The sequence below is a fragment of the Streptococcus sp. HMSC078D09 genome (genome assembly GCF_001813675.1).
GTDB lineage: Bacteria > Bacillota > Bacilli > Lactobacillales > Streptococcaceae > Streptococcus.
Window position 1 is genome coordinate 648483 of sequence record NZ_KV813675.1, and the last position, 17827, is coordinate 666309.

The 17827-nt window shown below is 43.8% G+C and carries 17 protein-coding genes; 16 read left to right on the forward strand and 1 reads right to left on the reverse strand.

The features are described from left to right. Positions 1–164: 164 nt before the first annotated feature. Positions 165–1688, reverse strand: coding sequence for an ATP-binding cassette domain-containing protein (locus tag HMPREF2926_RS08345; protein ID WP_070587294.1), 1524 nt, complete (start codon positions 1686–1688; stop codon positions 165–167). A 318-nt stretch (positions 1689–2006) separates the two neighbouring features. Here HMPREF2926_RS08345 and hemW point away from each other — a divergent pair, with 318 nt between their 5' ends. The 16 genes from hemW (at position 2007) to ldcB (ending at position 17464) form a co-directional block, all read left to right on the forward strand. Further along, positions 2007–3137 carry a radical SAM family heme chaperone HemW gene (gene hemW / locus HMPREF2926_RS08350; protein WP_070506203.1) on the forward strand — a complete coding sequence of 377 codons (1131 nt, stop codon included), beginning with the start codon at positions 2007–2009 and terminating at the stop codon, positions 3135–3137. A 3-nt stretch (positions 3138–3140) separates the two neighbouring features. Beyond that, the gene (locus HMPREF2926_RS08355) at positions 3141–3896 is read left to right on the forward strand and encodes an acyl-ACP thioesterase domain-containing protein (RefSeq protein ID WP_070506202.1); all 756 of its coding nucleotides are present in this window, start codon (positions 3141–3143) and stop codon (positions 3894–3896) included. Continuing rightward, positions 3886–4572: a hypothetical protein gene (locus HMPREF2926_RS08360; RefSeq protein WP_070587297.1), complete on the forward strand. Its 687-nt coding sequence runs from the start codon at positions 3886–3888 to the stop codon at positions 4570–4572. Before HMPREF2926_RS08355 ends, HMPREF2926_RS08360 begins: the two co-directional genes overlap by 11 nt. After that, positions 4573–5343, forward strand: a complete 771-nt coding sequence (locus HMPREF2926_RS08365) for a TIGR01457 family HAD-type hydrolase (RefSeq protein ID WP_070506200.1) — start codon at positions 4573–4575, stop codon at positions 5341–5343. Then, positions 5336–5956, forward strand: coding sequence for a TIGR01906 family membrane protein (locus HMPREF2926_RS08370; RefSeq protein ID WP_070506197.1), 621 nt, complete (start codon positions 5336–5338; stop codon positions 5954–5956). The genes HMPREF2926_RS08365 and HMPREF2926_RS08370 overlap by 8 nt, the downstream gene beginning before the upstream one ends. Beyond that, on the forward strand, positions 5953–6936 hold the full coding sequence (locus HMPREF2926_RS08375; RefSeq protein ID WP_070587298.1) for a CPBP family intramembrane glutamic endopeptidase: 984 nt from the start codon (positions 5953–5955) through the stop codon (positions 6934–6936). The genes HMPREF2926_RS08370 and HMPREF2926_RS08375 overlap by 4 nt, the downstream gene beginning before the upstream one ends. A 201-nt stretch (positions 6937–7137) precedes the next feature. Beyond that, the gene (gene uvrC / locus HMPREF2926_RS08380; RefSeq protein WP_070587300.1) at positions 7138–8973 is read left to right on the forward strand and encodes an excinuclease ABC subunit UvrC; all 1836 of its coding nucleotides are present in this window, start codon (positions 7138–7140) and stop codon (positions 8971–8973) included. A gap of 10 nt (positions 8974–8983) precedes the next feature. Next, positions 8984–9826 carry a metallophosphoesterase family protein gene (locus tag HMPREF2926_RS08385; protein ID WP_049498262.1) on the forward strand — a complete coding sequence of 281 codons (843 nt, stop codon included), beginning with the start codon at positions 8984–8986 and terminating at the stop codon, positions 9824–9826. Between the two features lie 148 nt (positions 9827–9974). Further along, positions 9975–10580, forward strand: a complete 606-nt coding sequence (locus tag HMPREF2926_RS08390; RefSeq protein ID WP_070587301.1) for a nitroreductase family protein — start codon at positions 9975–9977, stop codon at positions 10578–10580. Between the two features lie 34 nt (positions 10581–10614). Continuing rightward, complete coding sequence (gene pepV / locus HMPREF2926_RS08395; protein WP_070587303.1) at positions 10615–12021, forward strand: dipeptidase PepV; 1407 nt, start codon at positions 10615–10617, stop codon at positions 12019–12021. Positions 12022–12073: 52 nt separating this feature from the next. After that, positions 12074–12658, forward strand: coding sequence for a uracil-DNA glycosylase family protein (locus tag HMPREF2926_RS08400; protein ID WP_070587305.1), 585 nt, complete (start codon positions 12074–12076; stop codon positions 12656–12658). Between the two features lie 12 nt (positions 12659–12670). After that, positions 12671–13162, forward strand: coding sequence for a prolyl-tRNA synthetase associated domain-containing protein (locus HMPREF2926_RS08405; RefSeq protein ID WP_070587311.1), 492 nt, complete (start codon positions 12671–12673; stop codon positions 13160–13162). A 20-nt stretch (positions 13163–13182) separates the two neighbouring features. Beyond that, positions 13183–13467: a rhodanese-like domain-containing protein gene (locus HMPREF2926_RS08410; RefSeq protein WP_070587312.1), complete on the forward strand. Its 285-nt coding sequence runs from the start codon at positions 13183–13185 to the stop codon at positions 13465–13467. A gap of 163 nt (positions 13468–13630) precedes the next feature. Continuing rightward, positions 13631–14821: a DUF6574 domain-containing protein gene (locus HMPREF2926_RS08415; RefSeq protein ID WP_070587314.1), complete on the forward strand. Its 1191-nt coding sequence runs from the start codon at positions 13631–13633 to the stop codon at positions 14819–14821. Positions 14822–14887: 66 nt separating this feature from the next. Next, complete coding sequence (locus HMPREF2926_RS08420) at positions 14888–16675, forward strand: TcaA second domain-containing protein (RefSeq protein WP_070587315.1); 1788 nt, start codon at positions 14888–14890, stop codon at positions 16673–16675. Positions 16676–16684: 9 nt separating this feature from the next. Then, positions 16685–17464 carry an LD-carboxypeptidase LdcB/DacB gene (ldcB, locus tag HMPREF2926_RS08425; RefSeq protein WP_070587317.1) on the forward strand — a complete coding sequence of 260 codons (780 nt, stop codon included), beginning with the start codon at positions 16685–16687 and terminating at the stop codon, positions 17462–17464. Positions 17465–17827: the final 363 nt, after the last annotated feature.

A 17827-nucleotide genomic window follows, 5' to 3' on the forward strand; every position in this document is an offset into this window, starting at 1 on the left:
AGGTCTCAATAATTCCGAGTGCCTGAAACTATTACGTTTCAGGCACTTTTCTCACGGCGGAAAAGTTTCAATAGAGGCTTGGATAACTCTGGATTTGTTAGATTTGTATAATAGAACATTTTTTCCTCGTTCTACAAGATTGGTTTTAGCCAATCTTTTTTACGTTAGAGCGACTCTATTTCTACCAAACCATTTTCAGTCAGACGATAGATTTTTTGGCAGACTTCTTTGAGGAAGGTCCGATCGTGGGAGACTGTAACCAGTCCGCCTGGGTAGTCTGCGAATAGGCGTCGAATTTCTGGTTGGGAAGTGGGTGAAAAATTGCGAGTAGGCTCGTCCAAGAGCAGAAACTGGGGACTTGTGAGTACTAATTGAAGGAGGAAGAGTTTTCCTTGCTGGCCACCAGAAAGTTCAGAGATCGGATGGTGCATTTCAGAATAAGTAAAGTTGAGGGAGGCTAAATGCAATTGAATGGTGTTGATTTCTTCGCGATCACCTGAATGCTGTAGAAATTGAACGGGTGTCTGAGTTAGAGGGAGACGTTCAGTGTAATCTTGAGGCATATAGGCGGTGCGGATACTCTCATTCTTCCGTAAAATCTCCCAGATCATTTTTAGGAAAGTGGATTTCCCAACACCATTGGAACCGATAATCCCTATCTTGTCCTGCCCTTGAAGAGTGAGGGAGAGGTTCTTGACCAGGACACGGTCACCAATGGCGAGTTCTTCCTGATCTAATAGAAGGACTCGTTTTTGAGGAGACAAGGGAGTGAGGGGAGGAAAATGCAGATTGATGACTTCCTCATCATAGGGTTGGGAAGTCATGGATTGGAATTCTCGCTCGTAGCGCTTTTCTTGTGAGAGGAGGGACTTCATTTTCTTTGCCAGGAGACGTCCGGCAGTGCTATCCTTGGTGTTTCGTAAGGAAGTTTGGACTTGCTGACGGACGCGACGGTGCTTCTCCATTGTTTTTTGGTAGGCTCGTTGATCGTTGGCCGCTTGCTGAGACTGTTGCTTAAATTGTTGTTCCCTCTGGCTACTGTAGTCTTGATAGCCTAGGTGCTCCACGATGGTTTCAGCCTCCTTGCGGTGTTTGATCTGTCTGAGGTGAATGATGGTATCCGCCGTCTGAGTCAAAAAATCTTCATGATGGGAAATAAATATTATGGCTTGGGGACTCGTTTGGATCATCTGCTGGAGCCAATCCAAGGTCTCCAAATCCAGATCATTTGAAGGTTCATCTAAAAATAGCAATTCATGAGGATAACAAAGTTCGTGAAGCAGTTGGACTTTGAGGGCTTCTCCTCCAGATAGACTTCCGATAGCTTGATCGCTTGCAAAGCGCTCGCTATTAAAATGCAATTGATCTGCCAGTCTGTAGAGGGTGGCATAGTCTAGCTCGTCCTCTCCAAAAAAATATTCTTCCAAGGTTTTTCTCTTCAATGCTTCCGGCAAAGTCTGGGGAATATAGGCATAGGAGTGAAAATTAGTGGTTATTTCTCCTTCTATGGTCAGATAATCTGGTAGAGATTTTGGGGACATAAGGACCTGAAGCAAGGAAGATTTTCCATTCCCTTCTTCGCCAATAATGGCAACTTTTTCTCCTTCATGAATAGTCAGGGACAGATCTTGAACCAGATCTCGTAAATCTTTTGTATGTCGGATAGTGAGGTGGGATAGTTTTAGCATAAAATTCCTTTCTACTGGGACAAAAAATAGCTCTACTTATTTAGTAGAGCTGTATTCATGTGGAACCCAAGCAGAAAAAAACCTTATTTAGCCAACAAATGGTTGGAGAATAGGCGAGAGGGTACATAAAAAGAGATAGAACAAGCAGTCCACTAAATAAAGTATTTTATTTAACGAAACTTAGTTGTTCATATCTCCTTACCTCCGAATATGATTAGATTTATTCTATTCCTTTTATTCGTTATTGTCAAGGAATTCCTTGCTTCTTATTCCCTTTTCTTTTCGGACTCGGGGGGATTTTATGGTATAATTAAAGGTATGCATACAAAACCAACGTCCGCTTATGTCCACATCCCATTTTGTACCCAGATTTGTTTTTATTGTGATTTTTCGAAGGTCTTTATTAAGAACCAACCGGTCGATGCTTATCTAGATCATTTGATCCAAGAATTTCGTCGGGAGGAAATCACAAATTTACGAACTCTCTATATTGGGGGTGGGACACCGACAGCCTTAACTGCGGATCAGCTAGAGTATCTGCTCAAGGAGCTGACCAAGTCGCTTGATCTCTCTCAGATGGAGGAGTTGACCATCGAGGCCAATCCTGGTGATTTGGATCCGGATAAGATTGCTGTCTTAAAGGATTCGCCGGTCAATCGGGTTTCTTTGGGCGTACAGACCTTTGATAATCGCTTGCTCAAAAAGATTGGTCGGAGCCATCAGGAGCAGGATATCTATGACAATATCGATCGTCTGAAGTTGGCTGGTTTTGACAATATTTCGATCGACCTCATCTATGCGCTTCCGACGCAAACCATGGAGCAGGTCCAGGAAAATGTCGCTAAGGCTCTTGCCCTCGATATTCCCCATATGAGCCTCTATAGCTTGATTCTGGAGAATCACACCGTCTTTATGAATCGCATGAGACGGGGCAAGCTTCCTCTACCAAAGGAGGAGTTAGAAGTGGAGATGTTCGAGTACATCATTCAGGAGTTGGAGCGTGCGGGCTTTGAGCATTACGAAATTTCCAATTTCTCCAAGCCTGGTTTTGAAAGTCGCCACAACCTCATGTATTGGGATAATGCGGAGTATTATGGCTTGGGAGCTGGTGCATCCGGCTATGTCAATGGTGTTCGCTATAAGAATCATGGGCCTATCCGTCACTATATGCAGGCGGTCGAAGAGGGAAATGCGCGTGTCCAAGAAGAACATCTGAGTCAGACAGAAATGATGGAAGAAGAGATGTTTCTAGGACTCCGTAAGAAAACAGGCGTTTCCAAGAAGCGTTTCGAAGAAAAGTTTGGTGTGAATTTTGACCAACAATATGGATCAGTGGTTGAGGAATTGACCCAGCAGGGACTCTTGGTACCTGACAAGGACATTGTACGAATGACCAAGAAAGGTCTCTTTTTAGGAGACACTGTAGCAGAGAAGTTTATTTTGGAGTAGAAGATGGCAAAAACATTTGAATACAGCATGAAAATTCCTTTTGATATGAGCGATGTCAATGGATTTATAAAAATTCCGCAATTGATCTTGCTGTCTTTGCAGGTATCAGGCATGCAATCGATTGAGCTGGGCATGAGTGATATGTACATTCTAGAGAATTACAATCTAGTCTGGATTATCACGGATTACAATATGAAGATCGATCGTCTCCCAGTTTTTGATGAGAAGATCACTATCGAAACCTATGCCATGAGTCACAATCGCCTATTCTGCTACCGGGCCTTTAATATCAAAGATGAGGAAGGCAATACCATTATTGAGATGGTCGCAACCTTTGTCTTGATGGATCGTGATACGCGCAAGGTCCATCCTGTTATGTCTGAGATTGCGGATGCCTTTGACTCAGAGTTTTCAAAAACCATGCTCCGTGGTCCCCGTTTTAAGGAGTTAGAAGGGGGCGTGGAACAAGAATACCGAGTTCGTTTTTACGACTTGGATATGAACGGACATGTCAATAATAGCAAGTACTTGGACTGGGTCTTTGAGGTGATGGGAGCAGATTTCTTGACCCATCATGTCCCTAAAAAAGTTCATCTAAAATATGTCAAAGAAGTGCTGGCAGGAGGTGTCATTACCTCTCAATATGAACAAGAGGGCTTGAAGACTCAGCACCAAATTTCCTCAGATGGTCAGATCAATGCCCAAGCTGAAATTGAGTGGGAAGAAGTAGAAGAAAAGGGTTGGAATTATGGAAAGTAGAAGATTAAAAAATAAAAAACAGGAACTTGAAAGCTATCAAAAACGGGTTGTGGCCTATGCCAAGCGTCAAAAGAACCCTTTGTACATGTTGGGAGATTGGCTCTTGACTCTTTGTGCTTTGGGCATCATCCTGGTAGAGGAAATTTATAAATTTTTCCGCTATCGCTTGAATTTAGAGAGTTTTAATCGCTTTTTAAGAGAAGATATACGCTGGTATCGGGTCTGGATCCATTTCACCTTGGCCTTTCTTTTACCGGTCATGATCTTCTCGATTGGGATTACTAGCCAATCAGGATCCTTCTGGTCCAATTTCTATCACCGCTTGTCTCAAGGCGTGCTCTTTAGCACGACAGTCAGCCTCGCTGCGACCTTGGTGACGGATTTTGTGGAGAATTTGCAACCAGAAACTAAGTCTGACGGGAAAAATCGGAGCACTAAACGCACGGTTTATCAAATCAGTGTGGATCAGGCAACCGTGATAGGCTTGTTATTGACCATTGTGATCCTCATGGTAGCATCCTTCTTGTTCACCCAATTGGGAAGTCAAGGGATTAATTTTACAGGTTTGGTGTTACAATTTGTCCTCTATGCTGGAGCATTGCTCTTATATGGTTCTGGTGGACGAGTCGATGCAGAGAAGTTTCATGAAGAAGCTGACACAGAAAGGGAAGAATAAATGCACTATAAGGGCTATTTGATTGATTTGGATGGCACTATTTACAAAGGAAAATCACGAATTCCTGCAGGAGAAGCTTTTGTTCATGAACTGCAGGCGCGTGAGATTCCCTATCTCTTTGTGACCAACAATACAACCCGCACACCAGAGACTGTTCGGGATATGCTGGCCACTCATTTCAATATTGAAACCCCAGTTTCGACTATCTATACAGCTACCCTTGCGACCATTGACTACATGAATGACCAAAATTTGGGCAAAAAGGTCTATGTGATCGGAGAAGCGGGGCTCAAAGATGCTATTGAAGAAGCTGGCTATATCATGGATGAAGAAGCACCTGATTATGTGGTGATTGGACTGGATTGGCAAGTGGATTATGAGAAGTTTGCTCTTGCGACCTTGGCGATTCAAAAAGGAGCGCACTTTATTGGGACCAATCCGGACCTGAACATTCCAACAGAGCGTGGCTTGATGCCAGGAGCAGGATCCCTGATTGCCCTTGTCGAAGCAGCGACACGGGTCGAGCCAGTGATCATTGGGAAACCAAAGGCCATCATCATGGATAAGGCTATTGAACATCTGGGGTTTGAAAGAGAAGAAGTCGTTATGGTAGGGGATAATTATCTAACAGATATTCGTGCTGGTATTGACAATGGGATTCCAACCCTTTTGGTGACGACAGGTTTTACCAAACCAGAAGAAGTGCCGACCTTACCAATTGCACCGACACATGTTGTTTCCAGTTTAGCGGAGTGGGATTTTGATGCTTAGAAGTTTGAAATCAATCAACCAATTTTTCTTTATCTTGTCAGCTACGATTCTTCTCACCATTGCTCTCGCTTGGGCCCTCTATCCCGTGGAGATTCATTGGTTGGGGATTCAAAGTCGAACTGGTTTTTCGGCTTCAGTCATCATGAAGAATTTTAATGTCTTGATGAACTATTTGACCAATCCTTTTCAATGGGTGTTGAAGATGCCTCAATTCCCCTCTTCAAAAAATGGTTTGCACCATTTTGAGGCTGTCAAGTACCTGTTTCATTTAGTGACAGTTGTTTTCGTGGTCACTCTCCCTGGTTTTATCCAGTTTATGCGGACAGTTGTCAAAAAAGGCTACCTGGCCTTATACCGTAGTCTCTTCTTTTGGATGATGGTTTTACCAGTGGTGATTGCAGTGGTGGCTGTTATGATTGGCTTTGATCAATTCTTTACGCTCTTTCATCAGGTCTTATTTGCTGGGGACAATACTTGGCTCTTTGATCCGCGCGTGGATTCGATTATTCTTGCATTACCAGAAGACTACTTTATGCATGCCTTTTTGATTTTCTTTGTCTTATACGAAGGAATGTGTGCGAGTTTTTATCTATTTTCTAGGAGGAAGAAATGAACCAATACAACCGATTATTAGACCCTAAAAAAGATATAGGAAGGTATTCCGGGACACTTGCCATTTATCTCTTGGTAATGACCTTGGTAACCGTCCTGTGGGAAGTCCTCCTTGGATTGACCATAGCAGGCTCTCTCAGAAAAGATCCAAGTCAAGTAACAGAGAAACTCAATGCCCTGAATGTTTGGGCTGGTATTCCCTACCTCATCTCTATTTCCATTGGACTCTTTCTCTTTAATGCCTATCGCAAGAAGGCCCTTTATAAATATGATCTCAAGCACAAGGGACGTAAGATGACTCTTTCAGTCTTCTTTATTCTTCTCGCCTTTCTTGGCTTTTCTCAAGTTTTTTCATCTGTGATGACACAAATGATTGAGCGCATGTTTGAGACCATTGGCCTTCATTCTCCAACACCCGATCTAGGTGATACGATTGAGCGATCTTGGACTATGCTCTTGTATGCTGGCTTTTTTGGTCCTATCACAGAGGAATTCTTCTTCCGTGGGGCTGGCTTGCGAGGCTTGGAACGGTATGGCAAAATCTTTGCCATTGTCATGACGGCTATTTTATTCGGCCTCTTCCATGCTAATTTTGACCAGCTCTTTTTCGCAGGTATCATTGGTCTAGGATTCGGCTACATTGCCTTTGAATACAATATCTGGTGGGCAATTTTCTATCACATTTTCAATAACTTTGTCATTTCCCAAGGCTTGCATTATGTAGCTTATCATGTGGACGAGGGACTAGCGAATTGGCTCCAAATCGGTGTTTTAGCCATTGGTTCCATTGTCATGATAGTGGTTCTTGCGACCAAATGGCCAGCTATCAAGGCTTATATTCAGGCCAATAAACCACAGCCAGGAGTTTTCCAGCGTGCCCTCGCGTCCTTCTGGTTCTGGTTCTTCGTGCTATTCACTATCCTGATGTCTATTGTTCCTTATGTGATTCCGATCTTCCAGATGGCTAATCTCAAAGGATAAAGTTTATCGATTGCTAGTAAAGGGGGATCCTTTTAGACCCCTCTTTTTTGCTATGAAAAAGGGCAAGTGAAGATGAAGGATTGAGGATGAGGGTCTGATATACTATTTAATAATTATTTTTTACTTGGTGAAGGTGGATAACAATAATACAAACATACTAGAGAGAGGCTAACCCCTCCCTTTTTTGCTATAATAGAGAGTATGAATAACTTGATTAAATCCAAGCTCGAGCTCTTGCCGACGAGTCCGGGCTGTTACATTCACAAAGACAAGAACGGTACCATCATCTATGTGGGGAAGGCCAAGAATCTTCGCAATCGGGTGCGTTCCTATTTCAGAGGGAGCCACGATACCAAGACAGAAGCGCTGGTATCTGAGATTGTGGATTTTGAATTTATCGTCACCGAGTCCAATATTGAGGCCTTGCTTCTTGAGATCAACCTCATCAAGGAGAACAAGCCCAAATACAATATCATGCTCAAGGACGACAAGTCTTATCCCTTCATCAAGATTACCAATGAGCGCTATCCGCGCCTCATCATCACGCGCCAGGTCAAAAAGGATGGTGGGCTCTATTTCGGTCCTTATCCAGACGTAGGAGCGGCCAATGAGATCAAGCGGCTTTTGGATCGGATTTTCCCATTCCGCAAGTGTACCAATCCACCTTCCAAGGTCTGCTTTTACTACCATTTAGGGCAATGTATGGCCCACACAGTCTGCCACAAGGACGAGGCTTATTTTAAGGGCATGGCCCAGGAGGTTTCTGATTTCCTCAAGGGGCAGGATGACAAGATTATCGATGAGCTCAAGCTCAAGATGACTACCGCTGCGCAAAACATGGAATTTGAGCGGGCAGCCGAGTATCGGGATCTGATCCAGGCTATTGGGACCCTGCGGACCAAACAGCGGGTCATGGCCAAGGATTTGCAGAACCGGGATGTCTTTGGCTACTACGTGGACAAGGGCTGGATGTGTGTGCAGGTCTTCTTTGTCCGTCAGGGCAAGCTGATCGAGCGCGACGTCAATCTCTTCCCTTACTATAATGATCCGGACGAGGATTTCTTGATCTATGTGGGGCAGTTTTACCAGGAGAAATCTCACCTGATCCCCAATGAAATCTTGATCCCTCAAGACATCGATGAGGAAGCGGTCAAGGCCCTAGTAGATACCAAGGTCCTTAAGCCCCAGCGTGGGGAGAAGAAGCAGTTGGTCAATCTGGCCATTAAGAATGCACGTGTCAGTCTGGAGCAGAAGTTCAATCTCCTTGAAAAATCGATGGAAAAGACCCAAGGTGCCATTGAAAATCTTGGAAAACTCCTGCAAATTCCAACTCCTGTGCGCATTGAGTCCTTTGACAACTCCAACATCATGGGGACCAGTCCAGTTTCAGCCATGGTGGTCTTTGTCAATGGGAAGCCAAGCAAAAAGGACTACCGCAAGTACAAGATCAAGACCGTCGTCGGACCAGATGACTATGCCAGCATGCGGGAGGTCATTCGCAGACGCTACAGCCGTGTCATGCGGGATGGCCTGACGCCACCTGATCTGATCGTTATCGATGGGGGTCAGGGCCAGGTTAATATCGCTAAACAGGTGATCCAAGAAGAGTTGGGGCTGGATATTCCCATTGCAGGCCTACAAAAGAATGACAAGCACCAGACCCATGAATTGCTCTTTGGCGATCCTCTCCAAATCATTGAACTTTCGCGCACCTCACAGGAATTTTTCCTCCTCCAACGGATCCAAGATGAAGTCCACCGTTTCGCCATCACATTTCACCGCCAGCTAAGGTCTAAGAATTCCTTCTCCTCCCAGCTGGACGGCATCGAAGGCTTGGGACCAAAACGCAAGCAGTTGCTGATGAAACACTTCAAATCACTGACCAAGATCAAAGAAGCTACTGTAGATGAGATCGTCACGGTCGGTATCCCACGACCAGTCGCGGAGGCAGTGCAAGCCAAGCTCCATCAAGGAAAGCAAGAAGAAGCAAGTCCCTTGGTGGAAGTGGCGGAGGATTCTGAACCATACCAATCATAAGGAGTTTATAATGAACAATAGAATCGCTATTTTATCTGATATTCACGGAGATACAAGAGCCCTTAAGGCAGTGATTGCGGATGCGCGTGCTCTAGGCGCGACGGAATTCTGGCTTTTAGGGGACATTTTACTTCCGGGTCCTGGAAGAGATGACCTTTTTGAATTGCTGGATGCGATACCTATTACAGCGGCTGTTCGTGGAAATTGGGACGATTGTGTCTTAGAGGCTTTAGATGGCGAGTACGGGTTAGAGGATCCGCAGGAGATCCAACTTCTTCGCCTTACTCAGTACCTCATGGAAGGACTTGATACCAAGCGGATCGATTGGCTTCGCTCCCTTCCATTGATAGAGAAGAAGGAGGTCAATGGCATTCGCTTTTCACTGACACACAACTTGCCAGAAAAGAATTATGGTGGAGACTTGCGTCCAGCAAATGCGACGGAGAACTTTGACCAATTGCTGGATGATCAGACGGATATGGCGATCTACGGTCATGTCCACAAACAGTTGCTTCGCTATGGCAGTCAGGGCCAACAGATCCTTAATCCAGGAACTATTGGTATGCCTTATTTTGACTGGGAACCAATTCAAAACCACAGAGCACAGTATGCTCTGATCGATGTCGAAGAAGATGGGGTGACCAACCTGCAATTTCGTAAGGTGGCCTATGACTATGAAGCAGAGCTCCAAGATGCTAAGGACAAGGGCCTTCCCTTTATTGAGATGTACGAAGAATTGAGACGCGAGGATAACTATCGGGGCCATAACATCGAGCTTCTAACGAGCTTAATTGAGAAATACGGTTATGCCAAAGAAGTAGCTGCCTATTTCAATCTTTCCAATGAATCATAGGTGGATCTCTTGTGTATTCAACCTATAACAAAGAAGCGGATCTTCAAAATGTCCGCTTCTTTTTTCACAATCTTAGGCTGTAAAACCCTGCAAGCTCTTTCATTTTGTGTTAAAATAGAGGTAACAGAAATAGAAAAGGAAGTTGACTATGAAATTCCTAGAACTCAACAAAAAACGTCATGCGATCAAGCATTTCACTGACCAACCGGTCGATCCAAAGGATGTACGGACTGCCATTGAGATCGCAACCTTGGCCCCTAGTGCCCACAATAGCCAGCCTTGGAAATTTGTGGTCGTTCGTCAAAAAAATGCGGAATTGGCAAAATTAGCCTATGGTGCAAACTACGATCAAGTCATGGAAGCACCTGTGACCATCGCCCTCTTTACAGATACTGATTTGCAAAAACGGGCTCGCAAGATTGCACGTGTCGGTGGGGTGAAAAACTTCACAGACGAGCAGTTGCAATACTTTATGCAAAATCTTCCTGCTGAATTTGCACGCTATGATGCCCAACAAACAAGTGATTACTTGGCTTTGAATGCCGGTCTTGTGGCCATGAACTTGGTACTTGCTTTGACGGACCAAGGCATTGGAACCAGTATTATCTTGGGATTTGATAAATCAAAAATCAATGAAGTATTGGACATCGAAGAGCGTTTCCGTCCGGAAGTCTTGATTACGGTTGGCTATGCGGCTGAAAAAGTAGAGCCAAGCTATCGCTTACCAGTGGACGAAATCATTGACAAACGCTAAGCCAATTAGCAAATAGAAGATCGAGGAGGAATTCATGACAACAGTTGACTTTAAAGCAGAAGTAGAAAAACGTCGCGATGAGATGATGGCTGACCTATACAGCCTCTTGGAAATCAATTCTGAACGCGATGACAGCAAGGCAGATGCAGAGCATCCTTTTGGACCTGGTCCTGTAAAAGCTCTTGAAAAATTCTTGGAAATTGCCAAACGTGATGGCTATGAAACCAAGAATGTCGACAATTATGCCGGTCACTTTACCTTTGGTGAAGGAGAAGAAGAGCTTGGGATCTTTGCCCATATGGACGTCGTGCCTGCAGGTAGTGGCTGGAAGACAGATCCATACAAACCAGAAATTATCGATGGTAAGCTCTATGCGCGTGGTTCGTCTGATGATAAAGGGCCTACAATGGCCTGCTACTATGGGTTGAAGATCATTAAAGACCTAGGACTCCCTGTTTCTAAGCGCGTGCGCTTTGTTGTCGGTACAGATGAAGAATCAGGCTGGGGCGACATGGATTACTATTTCAAACATGTCGGACTACCTGAGCCAGATTTTGGCTTCTCACCAGATGCGGAATTCCCAATCATCAATGGAGAAAAAGGAAACATCACTGAGTACCTTCATTTTGGAAATGACAACACAGGAAGTGCCCATCTTCATAGCTTTACAGGTGGCCTTCGTGAAAATATGGTACCAGAGTCAGCGACTGCAGTCGTTTCTGGACAACTACCAGATCTTGCTGGCCTCTTAGATGCCTTTGCCAAGGAACACCAACTCAAGTATGAAATCTCAACTGTTGATGAAGAAACCTATACCGTTACGATTATTGGGAAATCGGCTCATGGATCAACTCCTGAAGATGGGATCAATGGTGCAACCTACTTAGCGCTCTTGTTGAACCAATTTGATTTTGGTGGCGCTGCTAAGGCTTACCTTCATGTGACAGCTTCGCTTCTTCACGAAGATTTTGCCGGTGAAAAATTAGGTATTGCTCATACAGATGCCAAAATGGGACCATTGAGCATGAATGCAGGGGTCTTCCATTTTGATGAAAGCCAAGCAGACAATACCATTGCCCTTAATATCCGTTACCCTCAAGGAACAGATCCTGAAACCATCAAAGCCATCCTTGAAAAGATCGAAGGAGTGGCTACAGTGAGCTTGTCAGCCCATGGTCACACACCTCACTATGTTCCGATGGATGATGAATTGGTATCCACTCTCTTGCGTGTTTATGAAAAACAAACTGGTCTCAAAGGACACGAACAAGTGATCGGTGGTGGTACCTTTGGTCGCCTCTTGAAACGTGGGGTTGCCTTTGGTGCTATGTTCCCAGATTATGTCAATACCATGCACCAAGCTAATGAATTCGCAGATGTTGAAGATCTCTATCGTGCAGCAGCTATTTACGCAGAAGCCATCTACGAATTAATCAAATAATCCACTACTCGGCCAGGTTTTCTGGCTGAGTTTTTCCATAGAAGGAGGACTTATGTCAAGGATTGAAACTATTAAACAAGCCATTATGGCAGATCCTCAAAATAAAGCATATACGGATAAAGGAATCGAGCCACTTTTTGCAGCCCCCAAGACAGCTCGTATCAATATTATCGGGCAAGCTCCTGGTATGAAGACGGAAGAAGCCGGTATTTACTGGAAGGATAAAAGTGGTGACCGACTGCGCGAATGGTTAGGAGTTGACGAAGACACCTTTTACAATTCTGGTTTGTTTGCAGTCATTCCCATGGACTTTTATTTCCCAGGGCATGGAAAATCTGGGGACCTCCCCCCTCGCAAAGGTTTTGCGGAAAAGTGGCATCCTCAACTTCTCAAGGAGTGTCCGGATATTGAGTTGACCCTCCTGATTGGACAATACGCTCAAGCTTACTACCTTCATGAAAAGGTTAGTGGCAAGGTAACCGAACGGGTTCAGCATTTTAAGAACTATTTGCCAATCTATTTTCCACTAGTTCATCCTTCCCCTCGCAATCAAATCTGGATGGCTAAGAATCCTTGGTTTGAGGCAGAGGTGGTGCCAGAATTGCAAACGTTAGTTCAACAGATCATTCAAAAATAAAGGAGATCGGAGATGGACCCTTATCAACAAGTTAAAGACAAATTAGACGAGTTAGGCATTTCATTTGATGTGGTGGAACACCCACCTGCATTCACAACTGAGCAGGCCGATTCTTACATTGAAGGCTTAGAAGGTGTGCGGACCAAGTCCATGTTTTTGACCAACAAGAAGAAAACCCAATTCTATCTTCTCATCATGGACGACAAGAAACCATTGGATATGGATGATTTCAAAGAGCAAGTGGAAGCCAACCGGATCCGCATGGCTTCAGCAGAATCCCTAGCAGAAAAAATGCAATTACCAGCTGGGACAGTATCTCCCTTTGGTTTATTAAACAATGAAGAAAAAGATATTCGAGTCTATTTCGATAAAGACATTGTGTCAGAGGAGATCATGACTTTCCATCCCAATACCAATGAAAAAACCATCTTTATTAAGACCCAAGACTTGTTCCGATTTTTAGAGTCAATGAGCTTTAACTATGAAATTCTAACCCTTCCATAACAGACCATATAGGAGAAATCATGAAAGAAATTCTATTTTCAAGCTTTTACCAAGCTTATCAAAAAGGAGACTTACACGTTCTTGATGTACGCGAGCAGGAAGAGTATGATGTGCTTCATTTAGATGGAGTTCGTCTTCTTCCCCTATCTGAGTTAGCAGATCGCTACCAAGAACTAGAGTTGGATCAGCCCTATTATGTCATCTGCAAGTCTGGTCGACGCTCAGCACGCGCTTGCCAATTTTTGGAAGAGCAAGGCTATGATGTGACTAACGTCCAAGGTGGCATGGATGCATTTGAATCTTAATCAAACGACCTCTGAAAAGAGGCGTTTTTTATTAGTTTTTAAAAATAAAGAGAATTTGTATGTTTTTCAAAAGATAATGCAGGGATTTTCCAGTCTTTCATTGAAAATGGCCTAAAAATTTTGTATAATACGCTAGTATTAACAATTTATAAGGAGATCAATTATGTCAAAACAAGATTGGCTGGATTATTTTGAAGCCGTCAATGGTCGTTCTGCTAGTGCGGAAGAAATTGCTCAAGCACTTGCTGCTGGAGAATTTCAAGAAGAAGTAGTGGTTCCAGAAGCATCACAAGCTCCAGAGTTTGTCGCAGCACCAACTGTACCTGTGGAAGAACCAGTTGCAGCGCCACAAGCCCCAGAGTTTGTCGCAGCACCAACTGCACCTGTGGAAGAACCAGTTGTAGCGCCACAAGCCCCAGAGTTTGTCGCAGCACCAACTGCACCTGTGGAAGAACCAGTTGCAGCGCCACAAGCCCCAGAATTTGTCGCAGCGCCAACTGCACCTACAGAAGAACCAGTTGCAGCTCCAGAAGCCCCAGAATTTGTAGCAGCTCCAGTCCAAGAGCCTGCACGTCAGCCTGCTCCAGGGAATGGTCCTGCTTTCCAACAAGCTCCACAACAAGCTCCACAACAAGCTCCACAACAAGCTTACCAACAACCTACTCAAGCAGCTTATCAACAAGCTCCTTTCCAAGGCCAACCAGGACAAGCTTATCCTGCCCAACCAAGTCAATTTGGTGTTGCCGTTGGTGGTTATTGGAATTGGTTCCTTTCAGCTTTGAAACGTCCAACAGCTGTAGAAAATCCAAAAGCTCTTAACGGAATTTTACAGTATGTCTTGACTGCCTTTGTCTTGACCTTGGGGACCTTCTTCACAGCTAGTGGATTTACAGGTGGTTATGGAATGGATTTCCGTGCCTTTATGTTGACATTGATTTCCCTCTTCTTTAGCATTTACGCTTTCCAAGTAGCAGGATTCTTTGTTCGCCGTGTGCTTCTTCAAGATAAGGAATACAGTTACGGTCGTTCATTTGAAGAATTTGGACGTTTGTCTGTTTACACTTTGCCACTTGCCCTTCTTGCTTTCTTAGTAGGTCTTGTAAAAGTTTATGAATTTTATGGCTTTGTAAACTTCCTTATTTTCTTCTTGTTCTTTGTTGGAACATGCTATGTGGTTCATCAAGGATTGAACAAGACAAGCTTTAAAGCGGATAAATTCTTGCTTTTAGTCGCATCATCAGTTGTCTTGCTCCTTATTGCTGTCTTTGTTTTTTATGTGAATGCTCGTATTTTAGAACAAGTAGCTATTGGATTTATTCCAAGTGCTCCAAATTTCTCTAACTTTGGATTCTAACAATATCACAAAATGGAAGGTGGGGGGACCCACTTTCCCTATTTTATACTGAGGGAGAAGAGATCCATGCAAAAGAAATGGGTTGAATTATTTGGAAAAGTGATCGGTCGCAAACCGTCGCCAGAAGAGTTTATGGCTGGGAAAGCCTGTGGATTTGATTTAAAACAAATTCAGTCTATCGCAGGCAATGCCCCAGAAGAGAATCTAGCACCTGTCGAGGAACCGGTGCTTGAACCAGTTGAAGAAGTGAAGAATGTTGATCCACTTCTGGCAGCTCGTCAGGCTTGGTTGCAACATTTTGAAGAAACCTATGGACGCAAGCCAAGCGCAGAAGAATTTACCGCTGCCAAAAGTCAGAACTTTGAGTTTTTTGTAGGACCTGTTCCTGAAGCAGAATTTACGAACCCAGATTCAACTGAAGAAACACAGGAATATGTCCATCAACAGCCTACTCAAGAGTATACGGCTCCACTTGCTACTGAGCAAACGCAAGTCTTTGCTGGTCCAAATGTTACAGAGGCAAGTCCAGCTCAGAAAAAACCAAAGGCCCCTAAAACGAAGAGTGGGAAGAAACTTTCCAAGAAGAAAATTGGGATTATTTCTGCCGTTGCTGTTCTTGTGATCGCTTTGGTAGCAGCCTTCTTTTACTTCCAGTCTACAACACGTGTCGAAGTGACTGCAGATAAATTCATCAAGGCAGTGGACACCAAGGATTATCGCGAAGCAGCAGATCTCCTTTCAACCGATAACGATAAATGGACAAAGGATGAAGCCGAAAGCTTTATTACTAGCATGGAAGATCAAGGGGTCGATATCGGCACAGAGTTGAACAAGATCATCGATAATGGTGGAGAAGGCAGCTATACGGATAAATCTGGTAACAAGATCTTTGGTTTGGAAAAGGCGGACAAGAAATTTGGAATCTTCCAAGAATACCGTGTGGCCAGCTATCCAGTGCAAGTCAAGGTCAAGACCAATTTGGACCAAGCCAAACTCAAAGTGGCTGCCAATAAAACCGTGACCTTGAAGAAAGATGCAGTGACAGACCTTGGTTTTTTCCATTACAATGCAAAAGAAATGGAATTGACTGCTAAAACAGAGGTCGGAAATGTCACTTCTAAGATCCATCTCAATCCTAAAAAAGCAACGAAGAATAACTTAGAATTGCAGTTGAATTCTGAAAAACGCAATTTAGAAGTTGAGTTCCCAGATGAAGTTGAAAACCCAACGGATGTGAAGGTTGTGGTCAACGGCAAAGAAGTCGGAACCAGCACGACCTTTGAAGTAGACAGCATTCCTTATCAAGAAATTGAAGTACATGCCGTCTTCAACATGAATGGGGAAACCTATACAACTGAAAAGGCTAAGGTGACGATTGAAGAGGGTGAGAACGATCCGATCGAACTTAAACTAGCCAAAGATACCCTAAAACGCATCAAGAGTGCACAAGATGCTAAGAAAGCGCAAGCTGCCAAAGAAGAACAAAATCGGACCTTGGCGGAAGAATTCTTGAAAGAGTACCGCGACGCTGTCTTTAGCTCCGTTTCAAATCGAAATAACACCTACTCTAAATACTATGACACACAAAGTCAAGCCTACAAAGACATGGTTGAGTTCACAACTGGTGATGGTGTTCGAAAGGCTAAGATTGACTACTATACTCCAGGAGCTTTGGACATTCAAAGTGTCACGGAAGAAAATGGTGTGGTAACGATCAAGACTTATGAAGACTTTACCGTGCATTATACAGATAGCCATCCAGATTCACAAAACCGCAAGTACAAGACCTACACCTTGAAAAAAGTAGGTGCAAGTTATGTGATTACAGATATTGTCGTAACAAAAGAATCATAGGAGATTCCCATGAAAGCAAGATTTTCCAAATTAACTTTGGTGACAGTTGCCTTGTTAACCCTGACAGCTTGCTCCCAATCTCATTCCACTAGTTCTAAATCTTCTGCAAAAGAAGAAAGCAAACAAACGCAAACCAAGTCTTCCAAAGAAACGTCTTCTGCAAAGGATACGTCAAAAGAGACTGGCAAAGAAGAGTCGTCAAAAGCTGGTAAGTCAGATGTGAAAGTGGACTCTGGTGTCAGCTATAATGGTTCTTACTATAGTGTCAAAGGGAAATATGGTGAGGTCATGATCGCCAACAAACATTATCCCTTGTCGCCTGACTTTAACCCAGGTGAAGATCCTGAAGCTGTTTCAGCCCTTCATGAATTGATCGCAGCCATGCAGGCAGAAGGTTATCCGATCAGTGACCAATATAGTGGTTTTCGTAGCTACGACACCCAAGTTGGCCTCTACCAAAACTATGTCAATCAAGATGGTCAGGAAGCCGCCGATCGTTATTCTGCAAGACCGGGTTATAGTGAACATCAGACAGGTTTGACCTTTGATTTGATCGATACCAGTGGTAATCTGGTGACCGAACCCGGACCAAGTAAGTGGTTGCTCAAGAACGCAGCTAAATATGGTTTTGTGGTTCGTTACCAAGAAGGAAAAGAAAAAGTGACAGGCTACATGCCAGAAAGCTGGCATCTCCGCTATATCGGAAAAGAAGCGCAAGATATCGCTGACTCAGGTTTGAGTCTAGAAGAATACTATGGCTTCACCGGTGGCGATTACGTTGATAAATAAGAAAAGGTTGGGATTTATATCCCAACCTTAAAATGTAGACAAACTACTTTAAAGTAAAATAAATTAAGCGATCCTGCTAAGAAATAAAATTGAGTTCCAATTTTTAGCTTGGATCAAGAAAATACTGAAACTTTCCGCTGTGAGAAAAGTGCCTGAAACAATAACGATTCAGGCACTCGGAATTATTGAGAGTAAAACAGTTTGGGAAACTGTTTTAGCCTGAGCCCAGAAATTAAAGAGCGAGGGGGCTCAATACAAATTGAATACGGGCTGCGGATTGTGTCAAAAAGATAAGTTCTCCTAGAATCGAAAGATTCTGCGTCAAACTTCCTATTTTGACTTTATCCGCAGACGCCCTTTGTA